Source organism: Mesorhizobium sp. P2_E6 (genome assembly GCF_056403835.1).
The window spans coordinates 464,391-484,855 of sequence record NZ_JBFUEQ010000005.1 but is presented as its reverse complement, the minus strand read 5'-3'; the positions used below and the strand labels follow the sequence as shown (position 1 = coordinate 484,855).

Here is a 20,465-nt window from a genome sequence, read left to right as displayed (position 1 = left end):
TCTAGCCGCCTCTGGCTATGCGCCTCAATATATGCGCTTGCCGCGGCCTTGTGATTCAATTCCGGCTGATGTATAGGCTCGCCGACCGTTTTAGAAGCCGTGGCTCCTCAATAGCTGCGGCTTCGAGTTTTAAAAAGGGGCGCATCGACGCAGGCTTATGCCCGTCGGCAGCGCCGGCAAGCCAGGAACCGAACCATGAAGACCGACATCCATCCCGATTACCACACCATCAAGGTCGTCATGACCGACGGCACCGAATACATGACCCGTTCGACCTGGGGCAAGGAAGGCGATACGATGAACCTCGATATCGACCCGACGACCCACCCGGCCTGGACCGGCGGCCAGCAGACCCTGCTCGACCGCGGCGGTCGCCTGTCGAAGTTCAAGAAGCGTTTCGAAGGTTTCGGCCTCTAAGCCCGACGACCTTTTTCGCAGATCGAAAAACCCGCCCTTGTGGCGGGTTTTTTTGTTGACCGCATTCGACCTTCCATCGCGTCCTACTCGGCCAACAGTTCCCGCAGCGCCATCCGCTTGTAAGCAACCACCAGTCTGTCGCCCTCTTGCCTGTCGACCGAGATCGCCAGCCGGACGGCGGCCTCGCCCATCTGCCAGACCAGGAACGCCGTGGTTTCCAGCGCCGTCGGATCGACTGCCGGCCGCAGCCGCTTCAGCACCGCGGTGAGGAATTCGGCGTTGGCCCGGCTGTCGGCGAGTTCGAGTTGGCGCAGCGCCTTGTCGGCCTGCGTGCCCGACCAGATGTCGCGCATCACCGGCTCGGCCAAGAACAGCCCGTAGTAGATATCGACCAGCTCCGAAAACGCTTGGCGCAGGCCTTCGGCGTCGCCGACATCGGCGAGTGCCGCCGAGATGCACGCCTGGCTTTCGGCGGTGTAGCGCTCGGCCAGCGCCCAGACGATCGCCCGCTTGTCCGGAAAGAACTGGTAGAGCGAGCCGATCGACACCCCTGCCCGTTCCGCCACTTCGCCCATGCGCATGGCGTCGCTGCCTTGCTCGGCAATCAGCGCCGAGGCGGCGGCGAGCATGCGTTCGACCCGCTCGCGGCTGCGCTGCTGGCTCGGCGCCCGGCGCGGCGAAGCAATCTGCTCCTGTGACGAAACCGGCGCGGCCGTGTCTTCCATGGTTATCTCCAATGCCAACAAAATCGCTTGACTCGCAAAATACGAGGGTTTATCACGTTTTGCAAATGTGAGGATTACTCATGTTTTGAAACAGAGGAAAACAGCTATGAACAACACGACAACAAAACCCATCCTGATCCTCGGCGGCACCGGCAAGACCGGCCGCCGCCTTGCCGAGCGGTTGACGGCGCAAGGCGTGCCGGTGCGCATCGGATCGCGCTCGGGCACCCCGCGCTTCGACTGGGAGGTCCCCGCGACCTGGGGCCCGGCAATGCAAGGCGTCAGCGCCGTCTACATCAGCTACTATCCCGATCTGGCCGTGCCGGGTGCCGCCGAGGTGATCGGCGCCTTCGCCAGGCTTGCCGTACAAAACGGCATCACCCGGCTGGTGCTGCTGTCCGGGCGTGGCGAGGTGGAAGCCCAGCGTTCCGAAGAGATGCTGAAGGCCTCTGGCGCCGACTGGACGATCCTGCGCTGCGCCTGGTTCTCGCAGAACTTCAGCGAAGGCTTCCTTGTCGAGTCCTTGGCTGAGGGCGAAGTGGCTTTGCCGGTCGGCAATGTCGGCGAGCCGTTCGTCGATGCCGATGACATCGCCGACGTCGCCTTTGCCGTGCTGACTGAGGCAGGGCATGCCGGCCAGCTCTATGAACTGACCGGGCCGCGGCTGCTGAGCTTCGCCGACGCCGTCGCCGAGATTGGCAAGGCCGCCGGGCGCGATATCCGCTTTGTCAGGATTTCGCATGAAGAATTCACCGCCGCCGTGGCCGCGCACGACCTGCCGCCCGAATTCGCCTGGCTGCTCAACGAGCTGTTCACCGAAGTGCTTGACGGCCGCAACGAGACGCTGGCCGACGGCGTCCAGCGCGTGCTTGGCCGTGCACCGAAAGACTTCTCCGTCTACGCAACCGAAACCGCCGCTAGCCGAATCTGGAGCAACTGACATGATCACGAAACTTCTTCCCACCCTTACCATCATTGCCGCAATCGGCTCGGGGGTCGTCGGCGGCGTGTTTTTCGCCTTTTCCAATTTCGTCATGGCGGCGCTTGCTCGACTGCCCGTCCCCAGCGGCATCGCGGCGATGAATTCGATCAACGTCACGGTGATCACCCCGACCTTCATGACGGCGCTTTTCGGTACTGGCCTGCTCTGTCTGGTGCTTATCGCCGCCGCCATCATGGGCTGGAGCCAGTCCGGCTCGTACTGGTTGCTTGCCGGCGCGGTGATCTACCTGATCGGCAATCCGATCGTGACCATGATCTTCAACGTGCCGCTCAACGATGCGCTCGCCGCCGTCGACCCGGCCAGCAGCAACGGCGCCGCTGTGTGGGCGAACCATCTGAGCCAATGGGTGATGTGGAACCATGTCCGCACCATCACCGCCATCATGGCGATGGCCTGCTTCATTCTCTCGTTGCTCTAAGCAACTCCAGGAAAAGTGCGTAACCGTCCGGATTTGCGTCGAGACAAAGAGAGAAGCGTTCTGCGAAATGCAAAAGATCCTGCTCAGGCGGGGTCTTCTTGCGTATGACCCTTGCGGTCGGAATGGCCGAGATCGCGATCTGGGTCGATGACATCACGGACCAGTTGCTTGAGCTTGGCCGCTTCCGGAAAGCCGCCGTCGCGCTCGCGGTCCCAGACCAGCGTATCATTGCAGGAAATGGTGAAGATGCCGCCGGTGCCGGGCACCAGCGTCACTTCGCCCAGATCGGTGCCGAAGGTCGACAACAGCTCCTGCGCCATCCAGCCGGCACGCAGCAGCCACTGGCACTGCGTGCAATAGGTGATGCGGATGGCGGGAAGCTGAGCTTCGCTCATGTCTCTGGCTGAGCTCCGCTCATGCCGCGCTGAGCTTGGCCATGGTCTCGTCGTCGACTTCGAAGTTGGCGTAGACGCTTTGAACGTCATCGTCATCCTCGAGCGTGGCGACCAGCTTCATCAGCGACTGTGCCCGATCCTCGTCGACCGGAACGCTGTTCTGCGGCTTCCAGATCGGCTTCACCGATTCAGCTTCACCGAGCGAGGCTTCCAGCGCCTTCGACACTTCGCCGAGATTCTCGAAAGCGCAGTAGATCGTGTGGCCTTCCTCATCGGATTCCACGTCGTCGGCGCCGGCTTCAATCGCCGCGTCCATCACCTTATCAGCGCTGCCAGCCGATGCCGGATAATAGATCTCGCCGGCACGATCCCACATGAACGACACCGAACCGGTTTCGCCCATCGCCCCGCCGGCCTTGGTGAAGGCGGCGCGCACGTTCGAGGCCGAACGGTTGCGGTTGTCGGTCAGCGCTTCGACGATGACCGCGACGCCGCCGGGTCCATAGCCCTCATAGCGCACGGCTTCGTAATTCTCGGCATCGCCCATCGAGGCCTTGTTGATGGCGCGCTGGATGTTGTCCTTCGGCATCGACACCGCCTTGGCGTTCTGCACGGCCAGGCGCAGGCGCGGGTTCATCGATGGATCGGGCGTCCCGCTCTTGGCGGCAACGGTGATTTCGCGCGCCAGCTTGGAAAACATTTTCGACCGCACCGCATCCTGGCGGCCCTTGCGGTGCATGATGTTCTTGAACTGTGAATGGCCAGCCATGGCACCCCTGTCGTCTTCTCGGCTAGAGCATCCCGAAGCGAGGCGATCTCACCTCGTCTTCTGCAAAATGCTCGAATTCAAAATTTCAGAGCGTCCCAGGTGCAACTCGTGGAAGCACGGCGTTCTCTGTCGGAATGGCCGGCTTATAGATAAATCGGCTCAATTCGTCCAGCCGCGAGGCCGCCGCAATCGCTCACGCCTTCAGGTCGGACTTCAGCCGGTCTATGATGCTGATCGCAGGGCTGGCATGTCGGCTGATCCAGCGATCCTACGCGACAGCGACAAACTCCAAGGTCTCGTGACGCGGCTATGCTCTTGCCAACCTCAATGTCCCTCGCCGGACTTCGCTTTTCTCCGTCGCCGCGCCAGCATGTTGAGCCCTTCGACCAAGGCCGAAAAACCCATCGCCGCGTAGATGTAACCCTTGGGCACATGGTAGCCCATGCCGTCGGCGATCAGCGTCATGCCGATCATCAGCAGGAAGCCCAGCGCCAACATGACGATGCTCGGGTTCTTGGCGATGAAATTTGCCAGCGGTCCGGCCGCCAGCATCATCACGCTGACCGCGACGATCACGGCAATGTACATGATGGCGATCTCGTCGGTCATGCCGACGGCGGTGATGATCGAATCTATGGAGAAGACGAGGTCGAGCAGCAGGATCTGGAAGATCGCGCCGGCGAGGCTGATCTGCAGGGTCTCACCCAGCATCGTGTCCCGGTGATCGTCGGGATCGACCGTGTGATGGATCTCCTTGGTCGCCTTCCAAACCAGGAACAGGCCGCCGGCAATCAGGATCAGGTCGCGCCAGGAAAACCCGTGACCGAAGGCGGTGAACACCGGCGTCGTCAGCTGGACGATGATCGAAATCGTGGCCAGCAGCACCAGCCGCATGATCAGCGCCGCCGAGATGCCGAGCCGGCGGGCGCGCGCCCTTTGCGCTTCCGGCAGCTTGTTGGTCAGGATCGAGATGAAGATCAGATTGTCGATGCCGAGCACGATCTCCAGCACCACCAGCGTCAGCAGCGCGACCCAGGCCGTTGGATCGGAGACAAAGTGAAAATGCGGCGCCAGGAATTCGATGAGCTGCATGGAGGTCGTCCCCTCTACGATCTAGAGCAGTGTCGCCGGCAATTAGGTACTGCTTGCGTCCATATCAATGTCGCGACCAGAAGGACGGTGCGGTTTCCTCCAGCCGCGGGCCGCGACGAAACGGCGCGATCCTCTCGGTAAGCCCCGTGCGGTCGGAAATATCGACGCCGACGCCGCACAATGTCGCCGGTCCGGTTGCTGCCTCGAAACGCCCTTTCGGCACTTTCGACAGGAACCGGTTGAGCGGTTCCTCCTTGTCCATGCCGAGCGAGGAATCGTAGTCGCCACACATGCCGGCGTCGGAAATGTAACCCGTGCCGCCATTGAGGATCTGGTGATCGCCGGTCGGCTGGTGCGTGTGGGTGCCGACGACGAGACTGGCGCGGCCATCGACGAAATGCGCAAAGCACATCTTTTCCGAAGTCGCCTCGGCATGGAAGTCGATGATCACGGCATCCGCCTGCTCGCCGAGCGGACAGGCGGCCAGTTCGCGCTCACCGGCCTGGAACGGATCGTCGAGTTCGGGGTGCATGAACACCCGGCCCATGATGTTGGCGACCAGCACGCGCGCACCGCTCCTGGCGATGTAGACGCCGGAGCCGCGTCCGGGCGTGCCCTTGGGGAAATTGGAGGGGCGCAGAAAGCGCTCTTCGCGCGGCGCGAAGGCCAGCGCGTCGCGCTGGTCCCAGACATGGTTGCCGGTGGTGACAACATCGGCGCCCGCCGCGATCGTTTCGCGAAAGATCTCTTCGGTGATGCCAAAGCCGCCGGCGGCATTCTCGCCGTTGACGATGACGAAATCGAGTTTGAAATCGGAGATCAGTCCCGGCAGTTGTTCCCACACTGCCGTGCGTCCCGTTTTTCCAACCATGTCGCCGAGGAAGAGAAGTCTCATATGATCCCGCACCGAATGTCAGCGAAGCAAAAGCTGCATGACGTCTGTGAAAAGATCATGCGTCCATTGCGCTTGTCTACAATTTTGGCGCGAAGCGGCGCAACCCACTCTCCGTGAGTATTTCCGGGATGACGACGTCGTGGTCCTCATCTGGCACCAGCCCCACCTCCTGGCAGTCGAAGGCGATGCCGATCAATCTGGGCGGCAGCCCCTTGTCGACCAGCTTGGCGATGGCGCGGTCGTAGTAGCCGGCACCATAGCCGATGCGATGGCCGCGCGCGTCGAAAGCGGCGAGCGGCACCAGCATCACCGTGGGGTCGAGCACCTCGGCCTCCTCATGCGGGCCGACAGTGCCGAAACCCATCTCGACCATCGGCGCGCCGCGCACCAATTCGCGAAAGACGATGGTGGTCTTGTCGAGGATCGCCGGCAGGCAAAGCCTGGCTCCCTTCTCGCGCAAGGCGAACATCAGCGGCCGGACGTCGACTTCCGAGCGCATCGGCCAGAAGCCGGAGACGATCTGACCCGGCTCGACAGCGAGGTGATCGCGCGCCGTCTCGGCCATTTCGAGGGCGATCTCCACTCGCCAGAATTCATCGAGCGCGTCGCGGCGCCCGAGTGCCTTGAGCCGAAGCTGCTTTTTCAGGTGTTTTGAGGATGTCATGTGCAGACGATAGAAAAGGTCAGATTTCGGTGGAGCTTTAGGAGCGACGTTTTCTACCGCATCATCCACCGAAAGACATGGATGCGTTGCGAAAAGTGACGATCCACACAACCGGTGGAGAGAGCGATCCCGGGAACCTACAAAGTAGGTGGGCGCCGTGTGAGAAAACCCACGGGTCTTCCCAGGGACAGCTCCCTAAGGATCGTTAAGGCCCCGGGGAAAATGTTCTCCTGCCGGGAAGCACAGACCGTCCCGACCAATATAGGCTGCTGGTCGGCTAAGCGCCAGAGAGATGACATTCTTTCCGTGGCGGATCCGCGCCCCTCGCTGCCGCCGACAAGCCACCCTTGCACAGGCGGAGCCGCGTCCTTACGGTCGTCATGACCAACCAAGAGCAATTCCAGGAAAAGTGTGGACGGTTTCCGTCCGGAATTGCGTCAAAACAAAGAGATAGAGCGGTTCGACGTTTCCGTGAAACGGCGAACCACTCTAAGGAGCAACAATGCGTTTCGAAGGCACGGCGGCCTATGTCGCCGACAAGGATCTGATGGTGGCGGTCAACGCCGCGATCGCGCTGGAACGGCCCCTGCTGGTCAAGGGCGAGCCCGGCACCGGCAAGACCGAACTCGCCAGGCAAGTTGCGGCAGCCCTTGGCCTCGACCTGATAGAATGGCACGTCAAGTCGACCACCAGGGCGCAGCAGGGCCTGTACGAATACGATGCCGTGTCGCGGCTGCGCGACAGCCAGCTCGGCGACGAGCGCTTCAACGACATCAGGAACTACATCAAGCGCGGTAAGCTTTGGGAGGCGTTCTCGGCCGGCAAGAAGGTCGTGCTTCTGATCGACGAGATCGACAAGGCCGATATCGAGTTCCCCAACGATTTGCTGCAGGAACTCGATCGGATGGAGTTCTTCGTCTACGAGACCGGCGAGACCATTCGCGCCGCGGTCAGGCCGATCGTCATCATCACCTCCAACAACGAGAAGGAACTGCCGGACGCCTTCCTGCGCCGCTGCTTCTTCCACTACATCCGCTTTCCCGACGTCGAGACGCTGCACAAAATCGTCGACGTGCACTATCCCGGCATCAAGCAGAACCTTGTGCGCGCGGCGCTGACCCAGTTCTACGAGATCCGCGATGTGCCCGGCCTGAAGAAGAAGCCGTCGACCTCGGAAGCGCTCGACTGGATCCGCCTGCTGGTCGCCGACGACATCGCACCGGAAGACCTGCGCGCCGACCCGAAGAACGCATTGCCCAAGCTGCACGGCGCGCTTCTGAAGAACGAACAGGACGTGCATCTGTTCGAGCGGCTGGCCTTCATGGCGAGGCGGCAGGGCTAAGACTGTCCGTGCAGGTGTCCGCTACGAGCGAACCTCGCCAACGGTCTGAGCGGAACGCTGCCCCCTTTCCTCCTGCGGCGCGGCAGTCTTCACACCGAAGATGATGAAGCTGATGACGGCAAGGGCTAGAACGCCGATCCCGCTATAGAGCATGACCCAGCCAAAACCGTTGACCAGGGCTGCATGCGCGATGGCGCCGGATGGGTCGAGGGCCGTGAGCTTGGGCGAGTGCTGTGTCAGGCCGTCGAGGTTTCCGGTGGCGATCTTTTCCGCCAGCGTGCGCAATTCGCCGGGGTCGAAGGCCGTGCCAAATGCGTTCCGCAGATAAGAAACGATCCCCTGCGTCAACAGCAGGCCCAGCACCGCGATGTTGATGGCGAGCGTGATCAGGCGTGCGCTGATATCGATTCCCGAGGCCATGCCGGCACGATCCGGCGATACCGATCCGGTCGTGGTGTTGGTGGTCGGTGAATTGGTCAGGCCGATGCCAACGCCGGCGATCAGCGTACCGGGCAGCATCGTCACCCAATTGGCTCCCTCGAGCCCGGAGCCTATCCTCATCGAGATAAAACCGATCCCCAATGTCAACAGCCCGAGCGGGATCGCAATGCGGGCCTGATAGCGCGCGCGCAGGCGCTCGGCGGTCGAGGACATCAGCATCAGGGGAAGCGTGTAGACGAGCAGCAACAGGCCGGTCGTGGTGCTGTCATAGCCCAGAACGCCAGAAAAATAGATCGGCAGATAGATGATGAACGGCCAGTAGCTGAAATTCATGCCGATGCCGCCCATGATCGCGCCTGAAAATTGGCGGATGCGGAAGACGGAGAAGTCGAACATCGGATAGGGATTGACCCTTTCGGCAACAAGAAACCCGATGAAGGCCGCTATCGCCGCGACGATCACGCCGACACGGGCGCCGGACCCGAGATCGGCGCCTTGCGTGATCAGATAGGAAAAGCCGAACACCGCCAGCGAAAGCGTCAGGATGCCGGCCCGATCGAGCTTCTGGGCGTTGTGATCGCGTGATTCCGTGACACCGGCGACGATGAAGACCAGGGCGAGGATCGCGAGCGGCACATGGATGAGGAACACCCATTGCCAGCTCGAGAATGCGACGATCAATCCACCAATGGCGGGACCGAGACCCAACCCGATGCCCGAGACGACGCTCCAGGCAACGAAGGCCTTGCCACGTTCACCACCATCCTGAAATTGGTGCGACAGCACGGCCACGCTGCAGGTGAACATCGCTCCTCCGGCGAGCCCCTGCAAAAAACGCGCAATGATCAGGATTGGCGCGCTCGGTGCGAGGCCGCACAGCAGGGAGGCAAAGCCGAATGCGATGGTGGTGGTCACCATCACCCGTTTGCGGCCAAACCGGTCCGCCAGTGTCCCCGTCGCCATCAGCACCGTGGTGCAGGCGATGGTGTAGGCATTCATGATCCACTGCAGATCCTTGAAATCGGCGGCGAGCACGCTTTCCAGTTTCGGCAGGATCACCGGTACGCTCGAGATTTCGAGGCCGAACAGCAGCGAGGCAAGACAAGCGCCCGCAAGCGCAACGGTGTTTCGGTCGATTTGAAGCATAACAATCCCTTTCCATCGGAGCATTCGCAGGTGAGCCAAGGGCGGATGCTTTCAAACTGCGATGGAGGTGACATAGACGACGCTTGACCATAAAAAAAGACTATGCATCTCTATTTCAGAGATGACAAAAAGGAATGATCGAGATGGCAAGCCTTGATGTCGACGCCGTGCGGACCTTCGTCATGGTGGCCGATCTGCAGAGCTTCACCCGTGCGGCTGCCGCGCTGGGTAGCACCCAGGCGACGATCAGCGTCAAACTGCGCCGGCTCGAAGAAAAGCTCGGCGCGCGTCTGATCGAACGAACCCCGCGCCGCGTGCGGCTGTCGGCAAGGGGAGCGGTTTTTCTCCCGGCAGCTCGCGAATTCCTTGCCGCCCATGAACGTGCCATGGCGGAGTTTTCAGAGGCGCCGTGTCGCCTTGCTCTCGGCTTTGTCGACCACGTCGCGGGGCCCGAGCTTTCCATATTGATAGCCCAGCTTCATGCCCATGATCCGTCGCTTGCCCTCAACATCAGGATCGATACCAGCTCTTTGCTGCAGGAGGCTTTCGATAGGGGCGAACTCGATGCGGTGATCGTGCACCAGGAAGACGACAGTCGCCGGGGCGAAGCCTTGTCGCGCACCCATTATGGCTGGTTCGCGGCCCCTGCCTTCGAATGGCGGCCCGGGACGCCCTTGCGCCTCGCTCTTCTAAGCACCGTATGCAACTGCCCGGACCGGCTGAGAGCAGTCGAGGCGCTGGATAGAGCAGGCATTGCCTGGAGCGAGGCTTTCGTCGGCGGCGGCGGCGCGGCAGTCAACATCGCGGTATCGGCCGGCTTCGTCGTTTGCGCCCTCGCCCAACGTGTCGCTCCCCCTGGCTTGATCGAGGTGGGTCGCAAGCTCGGCCTGCCGCCGATTCCCTCTTCCGATATCGTCTTGCATTCGCGCGCCTTGGCGCCGCGGGCAAGAGAGGCGCTGCATATGCTCGCCACCGCTTTTCGCGAGTATGATTTGCCGGCGGGATAGGCAAGGATGTTCCCGATCGCGATTCTGTTGGTATGGATCGGGTTCCAGATTTCACGGGGATCGAAATGACCGAGATCACTATCCGCCCGCTTGCGCAGTTCGACCATGCCGACTGGCGGCGCCTGTGGACCGACTATCTGACCTTCTACGAGACCAAGCTGCCGGAAGAGGTCTACGCCGTTACCTGGAAGCGGTTGTTCACGGCAGGCGAGTTCGAACCGAAGGGTTTCATCGCCACGCTCGACGGCAAGGCTGTCGGCCTCACCCACTATCTCTACCACCGCTCCTGCTGGGCGGAGCAGAACAACTGCTATCTGCAGGACCTGTTCGCCGATCCGGACGTGCGCGGCAAGGGCATTGGTGCTGAGCTGATCAAGGCGGTGAAGCTGGAAGCCGCAAAAATCGGCGTCAAGAATGTCTACTGGATGACGCACGAGACCAACGCCACCGCGCGCAAGCTCTACGACTATGTGGCGCGCCGGACCGGCTTCATCGAGTATGATCTGCTGTAGATAGACGATGTTCATCCCTTTCTTCCTCGAACTGAAGGCAGCGCGTGTTCCCGTCTCGCTACGGGAATATCTGTCGCTGCTGGAGGGACTGGAAGCCGGGTTGGTCGACTACGACGTCGAGGGTTTCTACTATCTGGCCCGCACCGCGCTGGTGAAGGACGAACGCCACATCGACCGCTTCGACCAGGTGTTTGCCCATGTATTCAAGGGCGTTGAGGCGCTGGGTGGGCCGGACGCTGTCGATGTCGCCAACATTCCCGAGGAATGGCTGCGCCGGCTCGCAGAGAAGCACATGACCGACGAAGAGAAAAAACTGGTCGAGGCGCTCGGCGGTTTCGAAAAGCTGATGGAGACCTTGAAACAGCGGCTGGAGGAGCAGAAAGGCCGCCACCAGGGCGGTTCGAAATGGATTGGCACCGGCGGCACCTCGCCCTTCGGCGCATATGGCTACAATCCCGAAGGCGTGCGCATCGGCCAGCACGAAAGCCGCAACCGCCGCGCCGTCAAAGTCTGGGACAGACGCGAGTTCAGGAATTTCGACGATGCCGTCGAACTCGGCACCCGCAACATCAAGATCGCGCTGAAGCGCCTGCGCCGCTGGGTGCGCGAGGGTGCCGAGGAAGAGTTCGACCTGCCGGGCACCATTCACGCCACCGCTGAACACGGCTATCTCGACGTACAAACGCGGCCCGAACGGCGCAACGCGGTGAAGCTCTTGATGTTCTTCGATGTCGGCGGCTCGATGGACGACCACATCAAGAGCGTCGAAGAGCTGTTTTCGGCCGCCCGCGCCGAATTCCGCCAGCTCGAATATTTTTATTTCCACAACTGCCTCTATGAAGGCGTGTGGAAGGACAATCGCCGCCGTCATGCCGAGACGATCCCGACCTTCGACCTGATCCATAAATATGGGCCGGACTACAAGGTGATCGTCGTTGGCGACGCCTCGATGAGCCCTTACGAGATCGCCCTACCCGGCGGCTCGGTGGAACACTGGAACCCGGAGGCCGGGACCGTCTGGCTCGGCCGCCTGTTGCAGCAATGGCCCAACGCGGTATGGCTGAACCCCGAGAACGAGAAGAACTGGGGCTATACCCATTCGATTGCCATGATCCGCGACGTCTTCGGCGGCCGCATGTTCCCGCTGACGCTGGCCGGGCTCGAAGGCGCGACCAGGCAGCTTTCAAGGAAGCATTGAACAGACAGGAAAAACGATGACCTGCTTTCTCTGCCTGCAATGCGGCGTCCAGTTCGCGGCAACGAAGGCACCGCCGAACCGCTGCCCGATCTGCGAGGACGAGCGGCAATATGTGCGCTGGGAAGGCCAGGCCTGGATCACACCGGAAGAGCTCGCCGACGGAAACCGGGTCGTGGTCAAGGACGATGCCGGCGTTCTCGCCTTCGGCATCGAGCCGCGCTTCGCCATCGGCCAGCGCGCGTTGCTGGCGCAGACGCCGCACGGCAATGTGCTGTGGGACTGCATCTCGATGGTCAGCGACGAGGCGGTGGCCGAGATCAACCGCCGTGGCGGCCTGACAGCGATAGCCATCTCGCACTGCCACTATTATTCGGTGATGGTCGAGTGGAGCGAGGCTTTTGGCGGTGTGCCGATCTTTCTCCACGCCGATGACCGCCAATGGATCATGCGGCCGCACAAGGCGATCGTCAGTTGGGAGGGCGAGACGTTGCCTATCAACCCTTCGCTGACACTTGTCCGCTGCGGTGGCCACTTTGCCGGCGGCCAGGTGCTCCATTGGGAACGCGATGGCGGCAACGCCCTGCTGTCCGGCGACATATTGCAGGTAACGCCGACGCGCCGCCATGTCAGCTTCATGTACAGCTATCCCAACTATATCCCGCTCAACGCAGCCGCCGTCCGCCGCATCGCGAAGGCATTGGAGCCCTTCCAGTTTAACCACATCTACGGCGCATGGTGGAACCAGAATGTGATTGGGGACGCAAAAGCGGCATTCGATATATCGGTCGCGCGCTATCTTGCAGCCATCGCGTGAAGGCACGATCGAAAATGCGGGCAAACCTCGTAACAAATGCCTATCTTGGTGCGAATATGAGGTTGCAATCAACAACGAGCCGGCAAGGCTGAGGAGATCAAATGGACACCCACACCTACCCCGTCACCCGCACCGACGCCGAATGGCGCGCCCGGCTGACGCCGGAGCAATATGCCGTCATGCGCGGCCATGGCACCGAGCGGCCGGGAAGCTGCGCTTTGCTCTACGAGAAGCGCGCCGGCACGTTTTCCTGCGTCGGCTGCGACCAGCCGCTGTTCGAATCCAAGCTGAAGTTCGAGAGTGGCACCGGCTGGCCGAGCTTCAACGACCCGGTGCCGGGCTCGGTCGAGAACACCGTCGACCGCAGCTATGGCATGGTCCGCACCGAATGCCATTGCGCCCGCTGCGGCAGCCATCTCGGCCATGTCTTCGAGGACGGCCCGCCGCCGACCGGCCTGCGCTATTGCATCAACGGCGTGGCGCTGAAATTCGAGCCGACGGCCTAACCCGATCGTCGGATGAATCGAAAGGGCGGCTGCGGCCGCCCTTTTTCATTGCGCGATAGGTGCCCCGTATCCGCACTGTCAGACCACGACCGACAGGATCAGCCACAATGTGGCGCCGAGCGTCATCAGCGAGGCCTTGGCGCCGGTGGCCTTTTCCGTGGTTCGCCATACGGCAAAGGTCAGGAAGATGTTGTAGGGCACCGGCGCGAAATGCACCGCCAGAACCAGCGCGAGCGGCAGCTTCAGTCCGAGCAGGATGAGCGCGGCCACCGAAGATACGACATTGATCGCCGTGCCGACAAGGACGAGGTCGCGCCAGAACAGCCGATCGAGCGGCACCAGGCCTTGCCAGCGTGCGCGGAAGAAGCCCCGGCTGGCCGTGTCGTTCTCGTCTTCGGGGAGCTTTGAAACATTCATCGGCGCAACCCTCGCTTCGGCGTCGGCAGGAACGTCAAACGCAACAAACTGTCAACACCAGGCGACGATGGACATCGTGACCTGACCGGATGTCATCACACGGTCGTGAAACCTTTCTACGCCGCTTCTTTTCGATATACTTTTGCCAAGCGGCGACGTCCCGACGGAATTTGCCGCTCAATCATCCAGTCGCCTGCCAGGGAGGTCTTGAGATGAGCGACAATTTCTACAACGTGCTGTTTCTCTGCAACGCCAATTCGGCACGATCCATCATGGGGGAAGCCATCCTCAACCGGATCGGCGCCGGCAGGTTCAGGGCCTTTTCCGCCGGCTCTCAGCCGAAGGGCACGGTCAATCCCTACGCACTTCAACTGCTCGAAACCCTCAGCTTCGACACCGGCTTCGCCCGCTCGAAAAGCTGGGACGAATTCGCCGCGCCCGACGCACCGGAAATGAACTTCGTCTTCACCGTCTGCAACAGCACTGCGAACGAAGCCTGTCCCATATGGCCCGGCCATCCGATGACGGCACTTTGGGCGATACCGGACCCGGCCAAGGCCCACGGCACCGACGCCGAGGGCACCTCGCCTTCGCCGATGCCTTTCGCATGCTCAGCAATCGCATCTCGCTGTTCGTCAATCTGCCGGTGGGCACGCTCGACCATATGACCCTGCAGCACCATCTGGACGAGATCGGCCGCGATACGGCGAAGGCGAGCTGATCGCAAAAGCCCCGTCTCGCTCATCGGCCGGCGGACGCGAGCTCACGCTCCGACTTCGTCCGCCAGAACCTCGGTGACCGCGCGCTCGATGCGCGAGGCCTCCGTCACCAACCAGTCGGCCATCGCAGGCCAGTTGTCCTCGGCAAAGCAATTCACCCGCCACATCGAATTGATGCCGAGCCCCTGGCAACTCTGTTCGGGCCTGAGCTTCAACTTGCCTTCGATCGCCGGCTGGAACGGCTTCAACCGCGCCCACGCTCCCGTGGCGCCGAACTTCTCGTTGCGCCCAAAGAAGACGCCGACATGGTTCTGCGCCGGCGCGACATACATGGAAAGGACCAATGCGAAGTCGGGCAGCCCGCGCTGCCAGAACCAGGGTCCGCGCCTCGCCAAAAGAGCCTTTTCCTCCGGATGCCGTTCCTCGAACAGCGTCCAGAAACCGCGCTGGCGGAATTCAGAGGCGCGGCGGGCGCCGAAGTCGAATTCGCTCATGGTTCGAACCGTATCTCCGGCAACCGCATGGGGCGCCGGGCCGGTTAGTCTTACACCATGCCGAGCGCGGCCTTGTACAGGTCGAGGATGGTTTCCTCCTCCTGCCGCTCTGCCTGGTCCTTCTTGCGCAGCCGGATGATCGTACGCATCGCCTTGGTGTCGAAGCCGGTCCCCTTGGCTTCGGCGAACACTTCCTTGATGTCGTCGGAGATGGTCTTCTTCTCTTCCTCGAGCCGCTCGATGCGCTCGATGAAGGCACGCAGCTGGCCGGCGGCAACAGTCTGGCTGGTCTCGGTGATATCGTCGGCCATGTTTTCTCCACATCGTTTCTGCGCCGCGACTCGGGGGACTACGGCGGCAAATTTGAGCCGGTTCGATGCCCGACCAGCGGCGGCGGGTCAAGCTGTTATCGAACAAGCCACAGGGGCATGATCCCGAAAAGTGAGTACCGGTTTTCCCTGGAGTTCATGCCCCAACACAGAGATGGAGCCCAAACTCGATTCCATCGGGATGGAACACGCTCCAGGCTGCCGACAGACGCCGACAGCCTGCCCGTTCTTTGCCAGCTCTCAATTGAAGGCGATCAGCAGATCCTTGGCATCGATCTGGTCTCCGGCCTTGACCAGCACCTCGGCGACCGTGCCGTCGCGCTCTGCATGCAGCGCCGTCTCCATCTTCATCGCCTCGATGGAAAGCAGCACGTCACCGGCCTTCACGGCCTGGCCAGCGGCAACCGAAAGCGCCGAGACGACGCCCGGCATCGGCGCGCCGACATGCGCCTCGTTGCCCGGCTCGGCCTTGCGGCGGGCCTTGGCGGCGGACGCGCCATGCGCCCTGTCGGGCACCTTGACGCGGCGCGGCTGGCCGTTGAGCTCGAAGAACACGGTGACCATGCCCTTGTCGTCGACATCGCCGATGGCCAGACAGCGCACCACCAGCGTCTTGCCCTTCTCGATGTCGACGAAGATCTCGTCCTCGGGCTTCATCCCGTAGAAATAGGTCGGCGTCGGCAGGACGCTGACCGGCCCATAGGTCTCCTGCGCGCCGGCGAAGTCGGAAAACACCTTCGGATACATCAGCCAGGAGGCGAATTCGAACTCCGAGAGCTTGCGCTCGAGCTTCTCCTCGATCTCCTTGCGGCTGGCCTTGAGGTCGGCCGGCTTGAGCAGCGAGCCAGGCCGCACCGTGATCGGCTTGTCGCCCTTCAGCGCCTTCTTCTGCAGCGCTGCCGGCCAACCGCCGGGCGACTGGCCGAGATCGCCGCGCAGCATCGAGACGACAGAATCCGGAAAGGCGATATCCCTGGCCGGATTTTCGACATCGGCGACAGTCAGGTCCTGGCTGACCATCATCAATGCCATGTCGCCGACGACCTTGGACGACGGCGTCACCTTGACGATGTCGCCGAACATCAGGTTGACGTCGTGGTAGGTCTGCGCCACCTCGTGCCAGCGTGTCTCGAGCCCGAGCGAGCGCGCCTGTTCCTTGAGATTGGTGAACTGGCCGCCCGGCATTTCATGCAGGTAGACTTCCGAGGCCGGTCCCTTGAGGTCGCTTTCGAAGGCGGCGTACTGGTTGCGCACCGCTTCCCAGTAGAACGAGATCTTGCGGATCCATTGCGGGTCGAGGCCGGGGTCGCGCTCGGTGCCTTTCAGCGCCTCGACGATCGAGCCAAGGCAAGGCTGCGATGTGTTCCCGGAGAAGGCATCCATCGCCGCGTCGATGGCGTCGACGCCGCTCTCCACCGCAGCCAGCACCGTCGCTGCGGAGAGGCCCGACGTGTCGTGGGTGTGGAAATGGATCGGCAGGTCGGTCGCCTCGCGTAGCGCCTTGAAAAGCACGCGTGCGGCGGAAGGCTTCAACAGGCCGGCCATGTCCTTGACGGCGATGATGTGGGCGCCGGCAGCCTGCAATTCGCCGGCCAGGCCGACATAGTATTTGAGATCGTATTTGGCTCGCGCCGGGTCGAGTATGTCGCCGGTGTAACACATCGCCGCTTCGATCAGCTTGCCTTCGGCGCCGACCGCGTCCATGGCGACGCGCATGTTCTCGACCCAGTTCAGGCAGTCGAACACCCGGAACAGGTCGATGCCGCCGCTGGCCGCCTGCTTGACGAAATGCTGCACGACATTGTCGGGATAATTGGTGTAGCCGACACCATTGGCGCCGCGCAGCAGCATCTGCAGCAACAGATTGGGCGCTGCCTCGCGCACCAGCGACAGCCGCTCCCATGGATCCTCGGTGAGGAAGCGCATGGCGACGTCGAAAGTGGCGCCGCCCCAGCATTCGAGCGACAGAAGCTGCGGCAGGGCGCGCGCATAGGTGCCGGCGATGCCGGCAATGTCATGCGTGCGCACACGCGTGGCCAGCAGCGACTGATGGCCGTCGCGCATCGTCGTGTCGGTAACCAGCACCTCCTTTTGCGCGCGCATCCAGGCGGCGAATTTCTCCGGCCCGAGCACGTCCAGCTTCTGCTTGCTGCCGCCCGGCACATTGCCGTTGAGGTAAGGCACGATGGGTGCGGCCGCGTCGGCCTTCGGCTGCGGCCGGCCGCGCGCCTCGGGATGGCCGTTGACCGACACGTCGGCCAGATAGTTGATGAGCTTGGTGGCGCGGTCCTGGCGCTTCACCTGCTGGAACAGTTCCGGCGTCGTGTCGATGAACTTGGTCGTGTAGGAATTATCGGCGAAGCTCGGGTGGTTGATGATCGCTTCGAGGAAGGTGAGGTTGGTGGCGACGCCGCGGATGCGGAACTCGCGCAAGGCCCGGTTCATGCGGGCGATGGTCTCGGCCGGCGTCGGCGCCCAGGCCGTCACCTTCTCCAGCAGAGGATCGTAGAAGCGGGTGATGACCGCGCCTGAATAGGCGGTGCCGCCGTCGAGGCGGATGCCGAAGCCGGTGGCGCCACGATAGGCGGTGATGCGGCCGTAGTCGGGAATGAAATTGTGCTCGGGGTCTTCGGTGGTGATGCGGCACTGCAAGGCATGGCCGTTCAACCGGATGTCCTTCTGCGCCGGCACGCCCGATTCCGGCGTGCCTATGGCGAAGCCGTCGAGGATATGGATCTGCGCCTTGACGATGTCGATGCCGGTCACCTGCTCGGTGACGGTGTGCTCGACCTGGATGCGCGGATTGACCTCGATGAAATAGAACTTGGCGGTATCGGCATCCTGCAGGAACTCGACCGTGCCGGCACCGATATAGCTGGTCTCGCGCGCGATCTTCAGCGCGTAGCCGCAAAGCTCCTCGCGTTGCGACATTTCGAGATAGGGCGCCGGCGCCCGCTCGACGACCTTCTGGTTGCGGCGCTGGATCGAGCAGTCGCGCTCGAACAGGTGCACGGCATTGCCATGCGTGTCGCCCAGCACCTGCACCTCGACATGGCGGGCGCGTTCGATCAGCTTTTCGAGATAGACCTCGTCCTTGCCGAAGGCGGCTTTCGCCTCGCGCTTACCTTCCATAACCTCGCGGGCAAGATCGGCCTCGGAGCGGATGGCGCGCATGCCGCGCCCGCCGCCGCCCCACGATGCTTTCAGCATGACCGGATAGCCAATCTCCTTGGCCAGTGTCTTGACCGCCTCAATGTCGTCCGGCAACGGATCGGTGGCGGGGATCACCGGCACGCCGACCTCGATCGCCAGATTGCGCGCGGCAACCTTGTTGCCGAGCCGGCGCATCGTGTCCGGCTTCGGGCCGATGAAGGTGATGCCGGCGACCGCGCAGGCTTCGGCGAATTCGGGACTTTCCGACAAAAGCCCGTAGCCGGGATGGATGGCATCGGCGCCTGAAAGCCTGGCGACGCGGATCACCTCCTCGATCGACAGGTAGCTTTCGATCGGTCCCATGTCGCGGGTCAGGTGCGGTCCGCGCCCGACCTGGTAGCTCTCGTCGGCCTTGAAGCGATGCAGCGAGTACTTGTCCTCCTCGGCCCAGATCGCCACGGTTTTGAGACCAAGTTCGTTGGCCGCGCGAAAGACGCGAATGGCGATTTCGGATCGGTTGGCGACGAGGATCTTCGTAATGGCCAAGGACGAACTCCGGACAGTGTCGGGGACGAAACTGGCGTCATGATTAGCGCGAAAATGCTGCAGTGCAAACAAAATTGACGCTGAATTAAATCGATTGAAACGGAATCTTTGCGCCAAAGTCGGTCGCATTCGGTCGAACGCGCAAGAAAGCCCCGGCGCGGCCATTCAAGGCCTGATCTTTTTCCGGCTAAAGGCCGGCTTTATCGGCTTGCCGGATCATCCGGAAGGGAGCGGGGCTCAAACGAAAAATGCCCGGCGCAAAGCGCCGGGCATTCTGTAGAGATCAAGGCCGACAGGCTTACATCTTCTGGATGTAGGTGTACTTGCCGTCGTCGCCCTTCTTCCATTCGTACATGACGTAGCCGGGCAGCGTCGGGTCGCCCTTGGCGTCATAGGACAGGTCGCCGAGCACGGTCTTGAACGGGCCATTCGCATGCAGCGCCTTGGCAACTTCCTGCGGGTCGTTCGACTTGGCGGCTGCTGCTGCTTCCGAAAGCGCCTGCACGGCAGCGTATGCGTAGAGCGTGTAGGCTTCCGGCTCGAAGCCCTGCGCACGGAACTTCTCGACGAGTTCCTTGTTCGCGGGGATCAGGCGCGGATCCGGGCCGAACGTGTTGAGCGTGCCCGCAACCGCGTCGCCCGCGATCGAAGCCAACTCGTTCGACACGATGCCGTCACCGGAAACCAGCGTCGCCTTGAGGCCTTGGTCGGCCGCCTGGCGGATGATCAGGCCGGCTTCGGTGTGCAGGCCGCCCCAATAGATGATGGAGACGCCGGCTTCCTTCATCTTGGCGATCAGTGCCGAGAAGTCCTTGTCACCGACGTTGATGCCTTCATACATGACTTCCGTCACGCCCTTGGCGTTCATCGCCTTCTTGGTTTCGTCGGCAAGGCCCTGACCGTAGGTGGTCTTGTCGTGCACGACGGCGATCTTGGCGTCCTTGAAGTTCGCGGCGAGATAAGCGCCGGCGATGCTACCCTGCTGGTCATCGCGTCCGCAGGTGCGGAACACGTTCCACAGGCCCCGCTCGGTGAACTGCGGGTTGGTTGCAGCCGGAGTGATCTCGACGATGTTGTTTTCCGCATAGACTTCGGATGCCGGGATCGAGACGCCCGAGTTGAAGTGGCCGACCACGAACTTGACGCCGTCGCCGACGAACTTGTTGGCGACCGAGATGCCCTGCTTCGGATCGGAGACGTCGTCGCCAACCTCGAGCTTGATCTGCTCGCCATTGATGCCGCCCTTGGCATTGATGTCGGCGACAGCCGCTTCCGCACCCTTCTGAAGCTGTGCGCCGAAGGCTGCGTTCGGACCGGTGATCGGACCGGCAACGCCGATCAGTACATCAGCCCACGCGCTGCCGCCGAACGCGACGAGCGCGGTCAGGGCGACGGCGGACAAAAGTGATTTTTTCATTTAAACGCTCCCATTTACGGAGTGGGCGTGGATGAAGCTTTCATGC

The 20,465-nt window shown here is 62.2% G+C and carries 21 protein-coding genes, 1 other RNA gene and 1 pseudogene; 10 read left to right on the top strand and 13 right to left on the bottom strand.

The window, feature by feature from the left end; genetic code table 11:
- The first annotated feature begins 195 nt into the window (after window positions 1-195).
- On the top strand, window positions 196-417 hold the full coding sequence (gene rpmE / locus AC1D08_RS15745; RefSeq protein ID WP_006327661.1) for a 50S ribosomal protein L31: 222 nt from the start codon (window positions 196-198) through the stop codon (window positions 415-417).
- Between the two features lie 83 nt (window positions 418-500).
- Here the strand turns inward: rpmE and AC1D08_RS15740 are convergent, their stop codons facing one another.
- Window positions 501-1,142 (bottom strand): TetR family transcriptional regulator, encoded by a 642-nt coding sequence (locus AC1D08_RS15740; protein ID WP_457154516.1) that lies wholly within the window; start codon window positions 1,140-1,142, stop codon window positions 501-503.
- 106 nt (window positions 1,143-1,248) lie between these two features.
- Between AC1D08_RS15740 and AC1D08_RS15735 the strand changes: the two genes are divergently transcribed.
- A complete protein-coding gene (locus AC1D08_RS15735) occupies window positions 1,249-2,082 on the top strand; it encodes a Rossmann-fold NAD(P)-binding domain-containing protein (RefSeq protein WP_457154517.1) in 834 nt (277 codons plus the stop codon).
- Window position 2,083: 1 nt separating this feature from the next.
- Window positions 2,084-2,563 (top strand): anthrone oxygenase family protein, encoded by a 480-nt coding sequence (locus AC1D08_RS15730; RefSeq protein WP_457154518.1) that lies wholly within the window; start codon window positions 2,084-2,086, stop codon window positions 2,561-2,563.
- An 83-nt stretch (window positions 2,564-2,646) separates the two neighbouring features.
- On the opposite strand, the gene AC1D08_RS15725 is transcribed toward AC1D08_RS15730, so the two are convergent.
- The 6 genes from AC1D08_RS15725 to ssrS all read right to left on the bottom strand — a co-directional run bounded on the left by AC1D08_RS15725 (window position 2,647) and on the right by ssrS (window position 6,630).
- Entirely contained in the window at window positions 2,647-2,958 is a 312-nt protein-coding gene (locus AC1D08_RS15725) for an Rdx family protein (RefSeq protein WP_457154519.1), read from the bottom strand.
- A gap of 19 nt (window positions 2,959-2,977) precedes the next feature.
- Window positions 2,978-3,727: a YebC/PmpR family DNA-binding transcriptional regulator gene (locus tag AC1D08_RS15720; RefSeq protein ID WP_184872386.1), complete on the bottom strand. Its 750-nt coding sequence runs from the start codon at window positions 3,725-3,727 to the stop codon at window positions 2,978-2,980.
- Between the two features lie 324 nt (window positions 3,728-4,051).
- Complete coding sequence (locus AC1D08_RS15715; RefSeq protein ID WP_457155215.1) at window positions 4,052-4,819, bottom strand: TerC family protein; 768 nt, start codon at window positions 4,817-4,819, stop codon at window positions 4,052-4,054.
- A gap of 64 nt (window positions 4,820-4,883) precedes the next feature.
- The gene (locus AC1D08_RS15710) at window positions 4,884-5,714 is read right to left on the bottom strand and encodes a TIGR00282 family metallophosphoesterase (protein ID WP_477227671.1); all 831 of its coding nucleotides are present in this window, start codon (window positions 5,712-5,714) and stop codon (window positions 4,884-4,886) included.
- A gap of 76 nt (window positions 5,715-5,790) precedes the next feature.
- Window positions 5,791-6,378 carry a 5-formyltetrahydrofolate cyclo-ligase gene (locus AC1D08_RS15705; RefSeq protein WP_457155536.1) on the bottom strand — a complete coding sequence of 196 codons (588 nt, stop codon included), beginning with the start codon at window positions 6,376-6,378 and terminating at the stop codon, window positions 5,791-5,793.
- 96 nt (window positions 6,379-6,474) lie between these two features.
- Window positions 6,475-6,630: non-coding RNA, 6S RNA (gene ssrS / locus AC1D08_RS15700), on the bottom strand.
- A gap of 250 nt (window positions 6,631-6,880) precedes the next feature.
- Between ssrS and AC1D08_RS15695 the strand changes: the two genes are divergently transcribed.
- Window positions 6,881-7,720 (top strand): AAA family ATPase, encoded by an 840-nt coding sequence (locus tag AC1D08_RS15695; protein ID WP_477227669.1) that lies wholly within the window; start codon window positions 6,881-6,883, stop codon window positions 7,718-7,720.
- A 21-nt stretch (window positions 7,721-7,741) separates the two neighbouring features.
- Here AC1D08_RS15695 and AC1D08_RS15690 read toward each other — a convergent pair whose 3' ends face one another.
- Window positions 7,742-9,307, bottom strand: coding sequence for an MFS transporter (locus AC1D08_RS15690; RefSeq protein WP_477227668.1), 1,566 nt, complete (start codon window positions 9,305-9,307; stop codon window positions 7,742-7,744).
- Window positions 9,308-9,450: 143 nt separating this feature from the next.
- Between AC1D08_RS15690 and AC1D08_RS15685 the strand changes: the two genes are divergently transcribed.
- From AC1D08_RS15685 to msrB, 5 genes are all read left to right on the top strand, one after another.
- Window positions 9,451-10,314: a LysR family transcriptional regulator gene (locus AC1D08_RS15685; RefSeq protein ID WP_095084433.1), complete on the top strand. Its 864-nt coding sequence runs from the start codon at window positions 9,451-9,453 to the stop codon at window positions 10,312-10,314.
- Between the two features lie 65 nt (window positions 10,315-10,379).
- Window positions 10,380-10,826, top strand: a complete 447-nt coding sequence (locus AC1D08_RS15680) for a GNAT family N-acetyltransferase (protein ID WP_457152458.1) — start codon at window positions 10,380-10,382, stop codon at window positions 10,824-10,826.
- Between the two features lie 7 nt (window positions 10,827-10,833).
- A complete protein-coding gene (locus AC1D08_RS15675) occupies window positions 10,834-12,024 on the top strand; it encodes a vWA domain-containing protein (protein ID WP_477227667.1) in 1,191 nt (396 codons plus the stop codon).
- A gap of 16 nt (window positions 12,025-12,040) precedes the next feature.
- Complete coding sequence (locus AC1D08_RS15670) at window positions 12,041-12,838, top strand: MBL fold metallo-hydrolase (protein ID WP_477227666.1); 798 nt, start codon at window positions 12,041-12,043, stop codon at window positions 12,836-12,838.
- 101 nt (window positions 12,839-12,939) lie between these two features.
- Complete coding sequence (gene msrB / locus AC1D08_RS15665) at window positions 12,940-13,344, top strand: peptide-methionine (R)-S-oxide reductase MsrB (RefSeq protein WP_023688927.1); 405 nt, start codon at window positions 12,940-12,942, stop codon at window positions 13,342-13,344.
- A gap of 78 nt (window positions 13,345-13,422) precedes the next feature.
- On the opposite strand, the gene AC1D08_RS15660 is transcribed toward msrB, so the two are convergent.
- Window positions 13,423-13,761 carry a hypothetical protein gene (locus AC1D08_RS15660; protein ID WP_457152461.1) on the bottom strand — a complete coding sequence of 113 codons (339 nt, stop codon included), beginning with the start codon at window positions 13,759-13,761 and terminating at the stop codon, window positions 13,423-13,425.
- A 212-nt stretch (window positions 13,762-13,973) separates the two neighbouring features.
- Here AC1D08_RS15660 and AC1D08_RS15655 point away from each other — a divergent pair.
- Window positions 13,974-14,482: pseudogene (locus AC1D08_RS15655) on the top strand (arsenate reductase ArsC).
- Between the two features lie 42 nt (window positions 14,483-14,524).
- On the opposite strand, the gene AC1D08_RS15650 reads toward AC1D08_RS15655, so the two are convergent.
- The 4 genes from AC1D08_RS15650 to AC1D08_RS15635 form a co-directional block, all read right to left on the bottom strand.
- Complete coding sequence (locus tag AC1D08_RS15650) at window positions 14,525-14,974, bottom strand: hypothetical protein (RefSeq protein ID WP_095084218.1); 450 nt, start codon at window positions 14,972-14,974, stop codon at window positions 14,525-14,527.
- Between the two features lie 50 nt (window positions 14,975-15,024).
- The gene (locus AC1D08_RS15645; protein WP_027027312.1) at window positions 15,025-15,285 is read right to left on the bottom strand and encodes a DUF2312 domain-containing protein; all 261 of its coding nucleotides are present in this window, start codon (window positions 15,283-15,285) and stop codon (window positions 15,025-15,027) included.
- A 258-nt stretch (window positions 15,286-15,543) separates the two neighbouring features.
- Window positions 15,544-19,002 (bottom strand): pyruvate carboxylase, encoded by a 3,459-nt coding sequence (gene pyc / locus AC1D08_RS15640; protein ID WP_457152462.1) that lies wholly within the window; start codon window positions 19,000-19,002, stop codon window positions 15,544-15,546.
- Window positions 19,003-19,300: 298 nt separating this feature from the next.
- Window positions 19,301-20,419, bottom strand: coding sequence for a branched-chain amino acid ABC transporter substrate-binding protein (locus tag AC1D08_RS15635; RefSeq protein ID WP_095084216.1), 1,119 nt, complete (start codon window positions 20,417-20,419; stop codon window positions 19,301-19,303).
- Between the last annotated feature and the right edge of the window lie 46 nt (window positions 20,420-20,465).

Bases quoted from the DNA above. Each gene is read 5' to 3' on its own strand.
- rpmE (WP_006327661.1), top strand. From the start codon at position 196: ATGAAGACCGACATCCATCCCGATTACCACACCATCAAGGTCGTCATG.
- AC1D08_RS15740 (WP_457154516.1), bottom strand. From the start codon at position 1,142: ATGGAAGACACGGCCGCGCCGGTTTCGTCACAGGAGCAGATTGCTTCG.
- AC1D08_RS15735 (WP_457154517.1), top strand. From the start codon at position 1,249: ATGAACAACACGACAACAAAACCCATCCTGATCCTCGGCGGCACCGGC.
- AC1D08_RS15730 (WP_457154518.1), top strand. From the start codon at position 2,084: ATGATCACGAAACTTCTTCCCACCCTTACCATCATTGCCGCAATCGGC.
- AC1D08_RS15725 (WP_457154519.1), bottom strand. From the start codon at position 2,958: ATGAGCGAAGCTCAGCTTCCCGCCATCCGCATCACCTATTGCACGCAG.
- AC1D08_RS15720 (WP_184872386.1), bottom strand. From the start codon at position 3,727: ATGGCTGGCCATTCACAGTTCAAGAACATCATGCACCGCAAGGGCCGC.
- AC1D08_RS15715 (WP_457155215.1), bottom strand. From the start codon at position 4,819: ATGCAGCTCATCGAATTCCTGGCGCCGCATTTTCACTTTGTCTCCGAT.
- AC1D08_RS15710 (WP_477227671.1), bottom strand. From the start codon at position 5,714: ATGAGACTTCTCTTCCTCGGCGACATGGTTGGAAAAACGGGACGCACG.
- AC1D08_RS15705 (WP_457155536.1), bottom strand. From the start codon at position 6,378: ATGACATCCTCAAAACACCTGAAAAAGCAGCTTCGGCTCAAGGCACTC.
- AC1D08_RS15695 (WP_477227669.1), top strand. From the start codon at position 6,881: ATGCGTTTCGAAGGCACGGCGGCCTATGTCGCCGACAAGGATCTGATG.
- AC1D08_RS15690 (WP_477227668.1), bottom strand. From the start codon at position 9,307: ATGCTTCAAATCGACCGAAACACCGTTGCGCTTGCGGGCGCTTGTCTT.
- AC1D08_RS15685 (WP_095084433.1), top strand. From the start codon at position 9,451: ATGGCAAGCCTTGATGTCGACGCCGTGCGGACCTTCGTCATGGTGGCC.
- AC1D08_RS15680 (WP_457152458.1), top strand. From the start codon at position 10,380: ATGACCGAGATCACTATCCGCCCGCTTGCGCAGTTCGACCATGCCGAC.
- AC1D08_RS15675 (WP_477227667.1), top strand. From the start codon at position 10,834: ATGTTCATCCCTTTCTTCCTCGAACTGAAGGCAGCGCGTGTTCCCGTC.
- AC1D08_RS15670 (WP_477227666.1), top strand. From the start codon at position 12,041: ATGACCTGCTTTCTCTGCCTGCAATGCGGCGTCCAGTTCGCGGCAACG.
- msrB (WP_023688927.1), top strand. From the start codon at position 12,940: ATGGACACCCACACCTACCCCGTCACCCGCACCGACGCCGAATGGCGC.
- AC1D08_RS15660 (WP_457152461.1), bottom strand. From the start codon at position 13,761: ATGAATGTTTCAAAGCTCCCCGAAGACGAGAACGACACGGCCAGCCGG.
- AC1D08_RS15650 (WP_095084218.1), bottom strand. From the start codon at position 14,974: ATGAGCGAATTCGACTTCGGCGCCCGCCGCGCCTCTGAATTCCGCCAG.
- AC1D08_RS15645 (WP_027027312.1), bottom strand. From the start codon at position 15,285: ATGGCCGACGATATCACCGAGACCAGCCAGACTGTTGCCGCCGGCCAG.
- AC1D08_RS15635 (WP_095084216.1), bottom strand. From the start codon at position 20,419: ATGAAAAAATCACTTTTGTCCGCCGTCGCCCTGACCGCGCTCGTCGCG.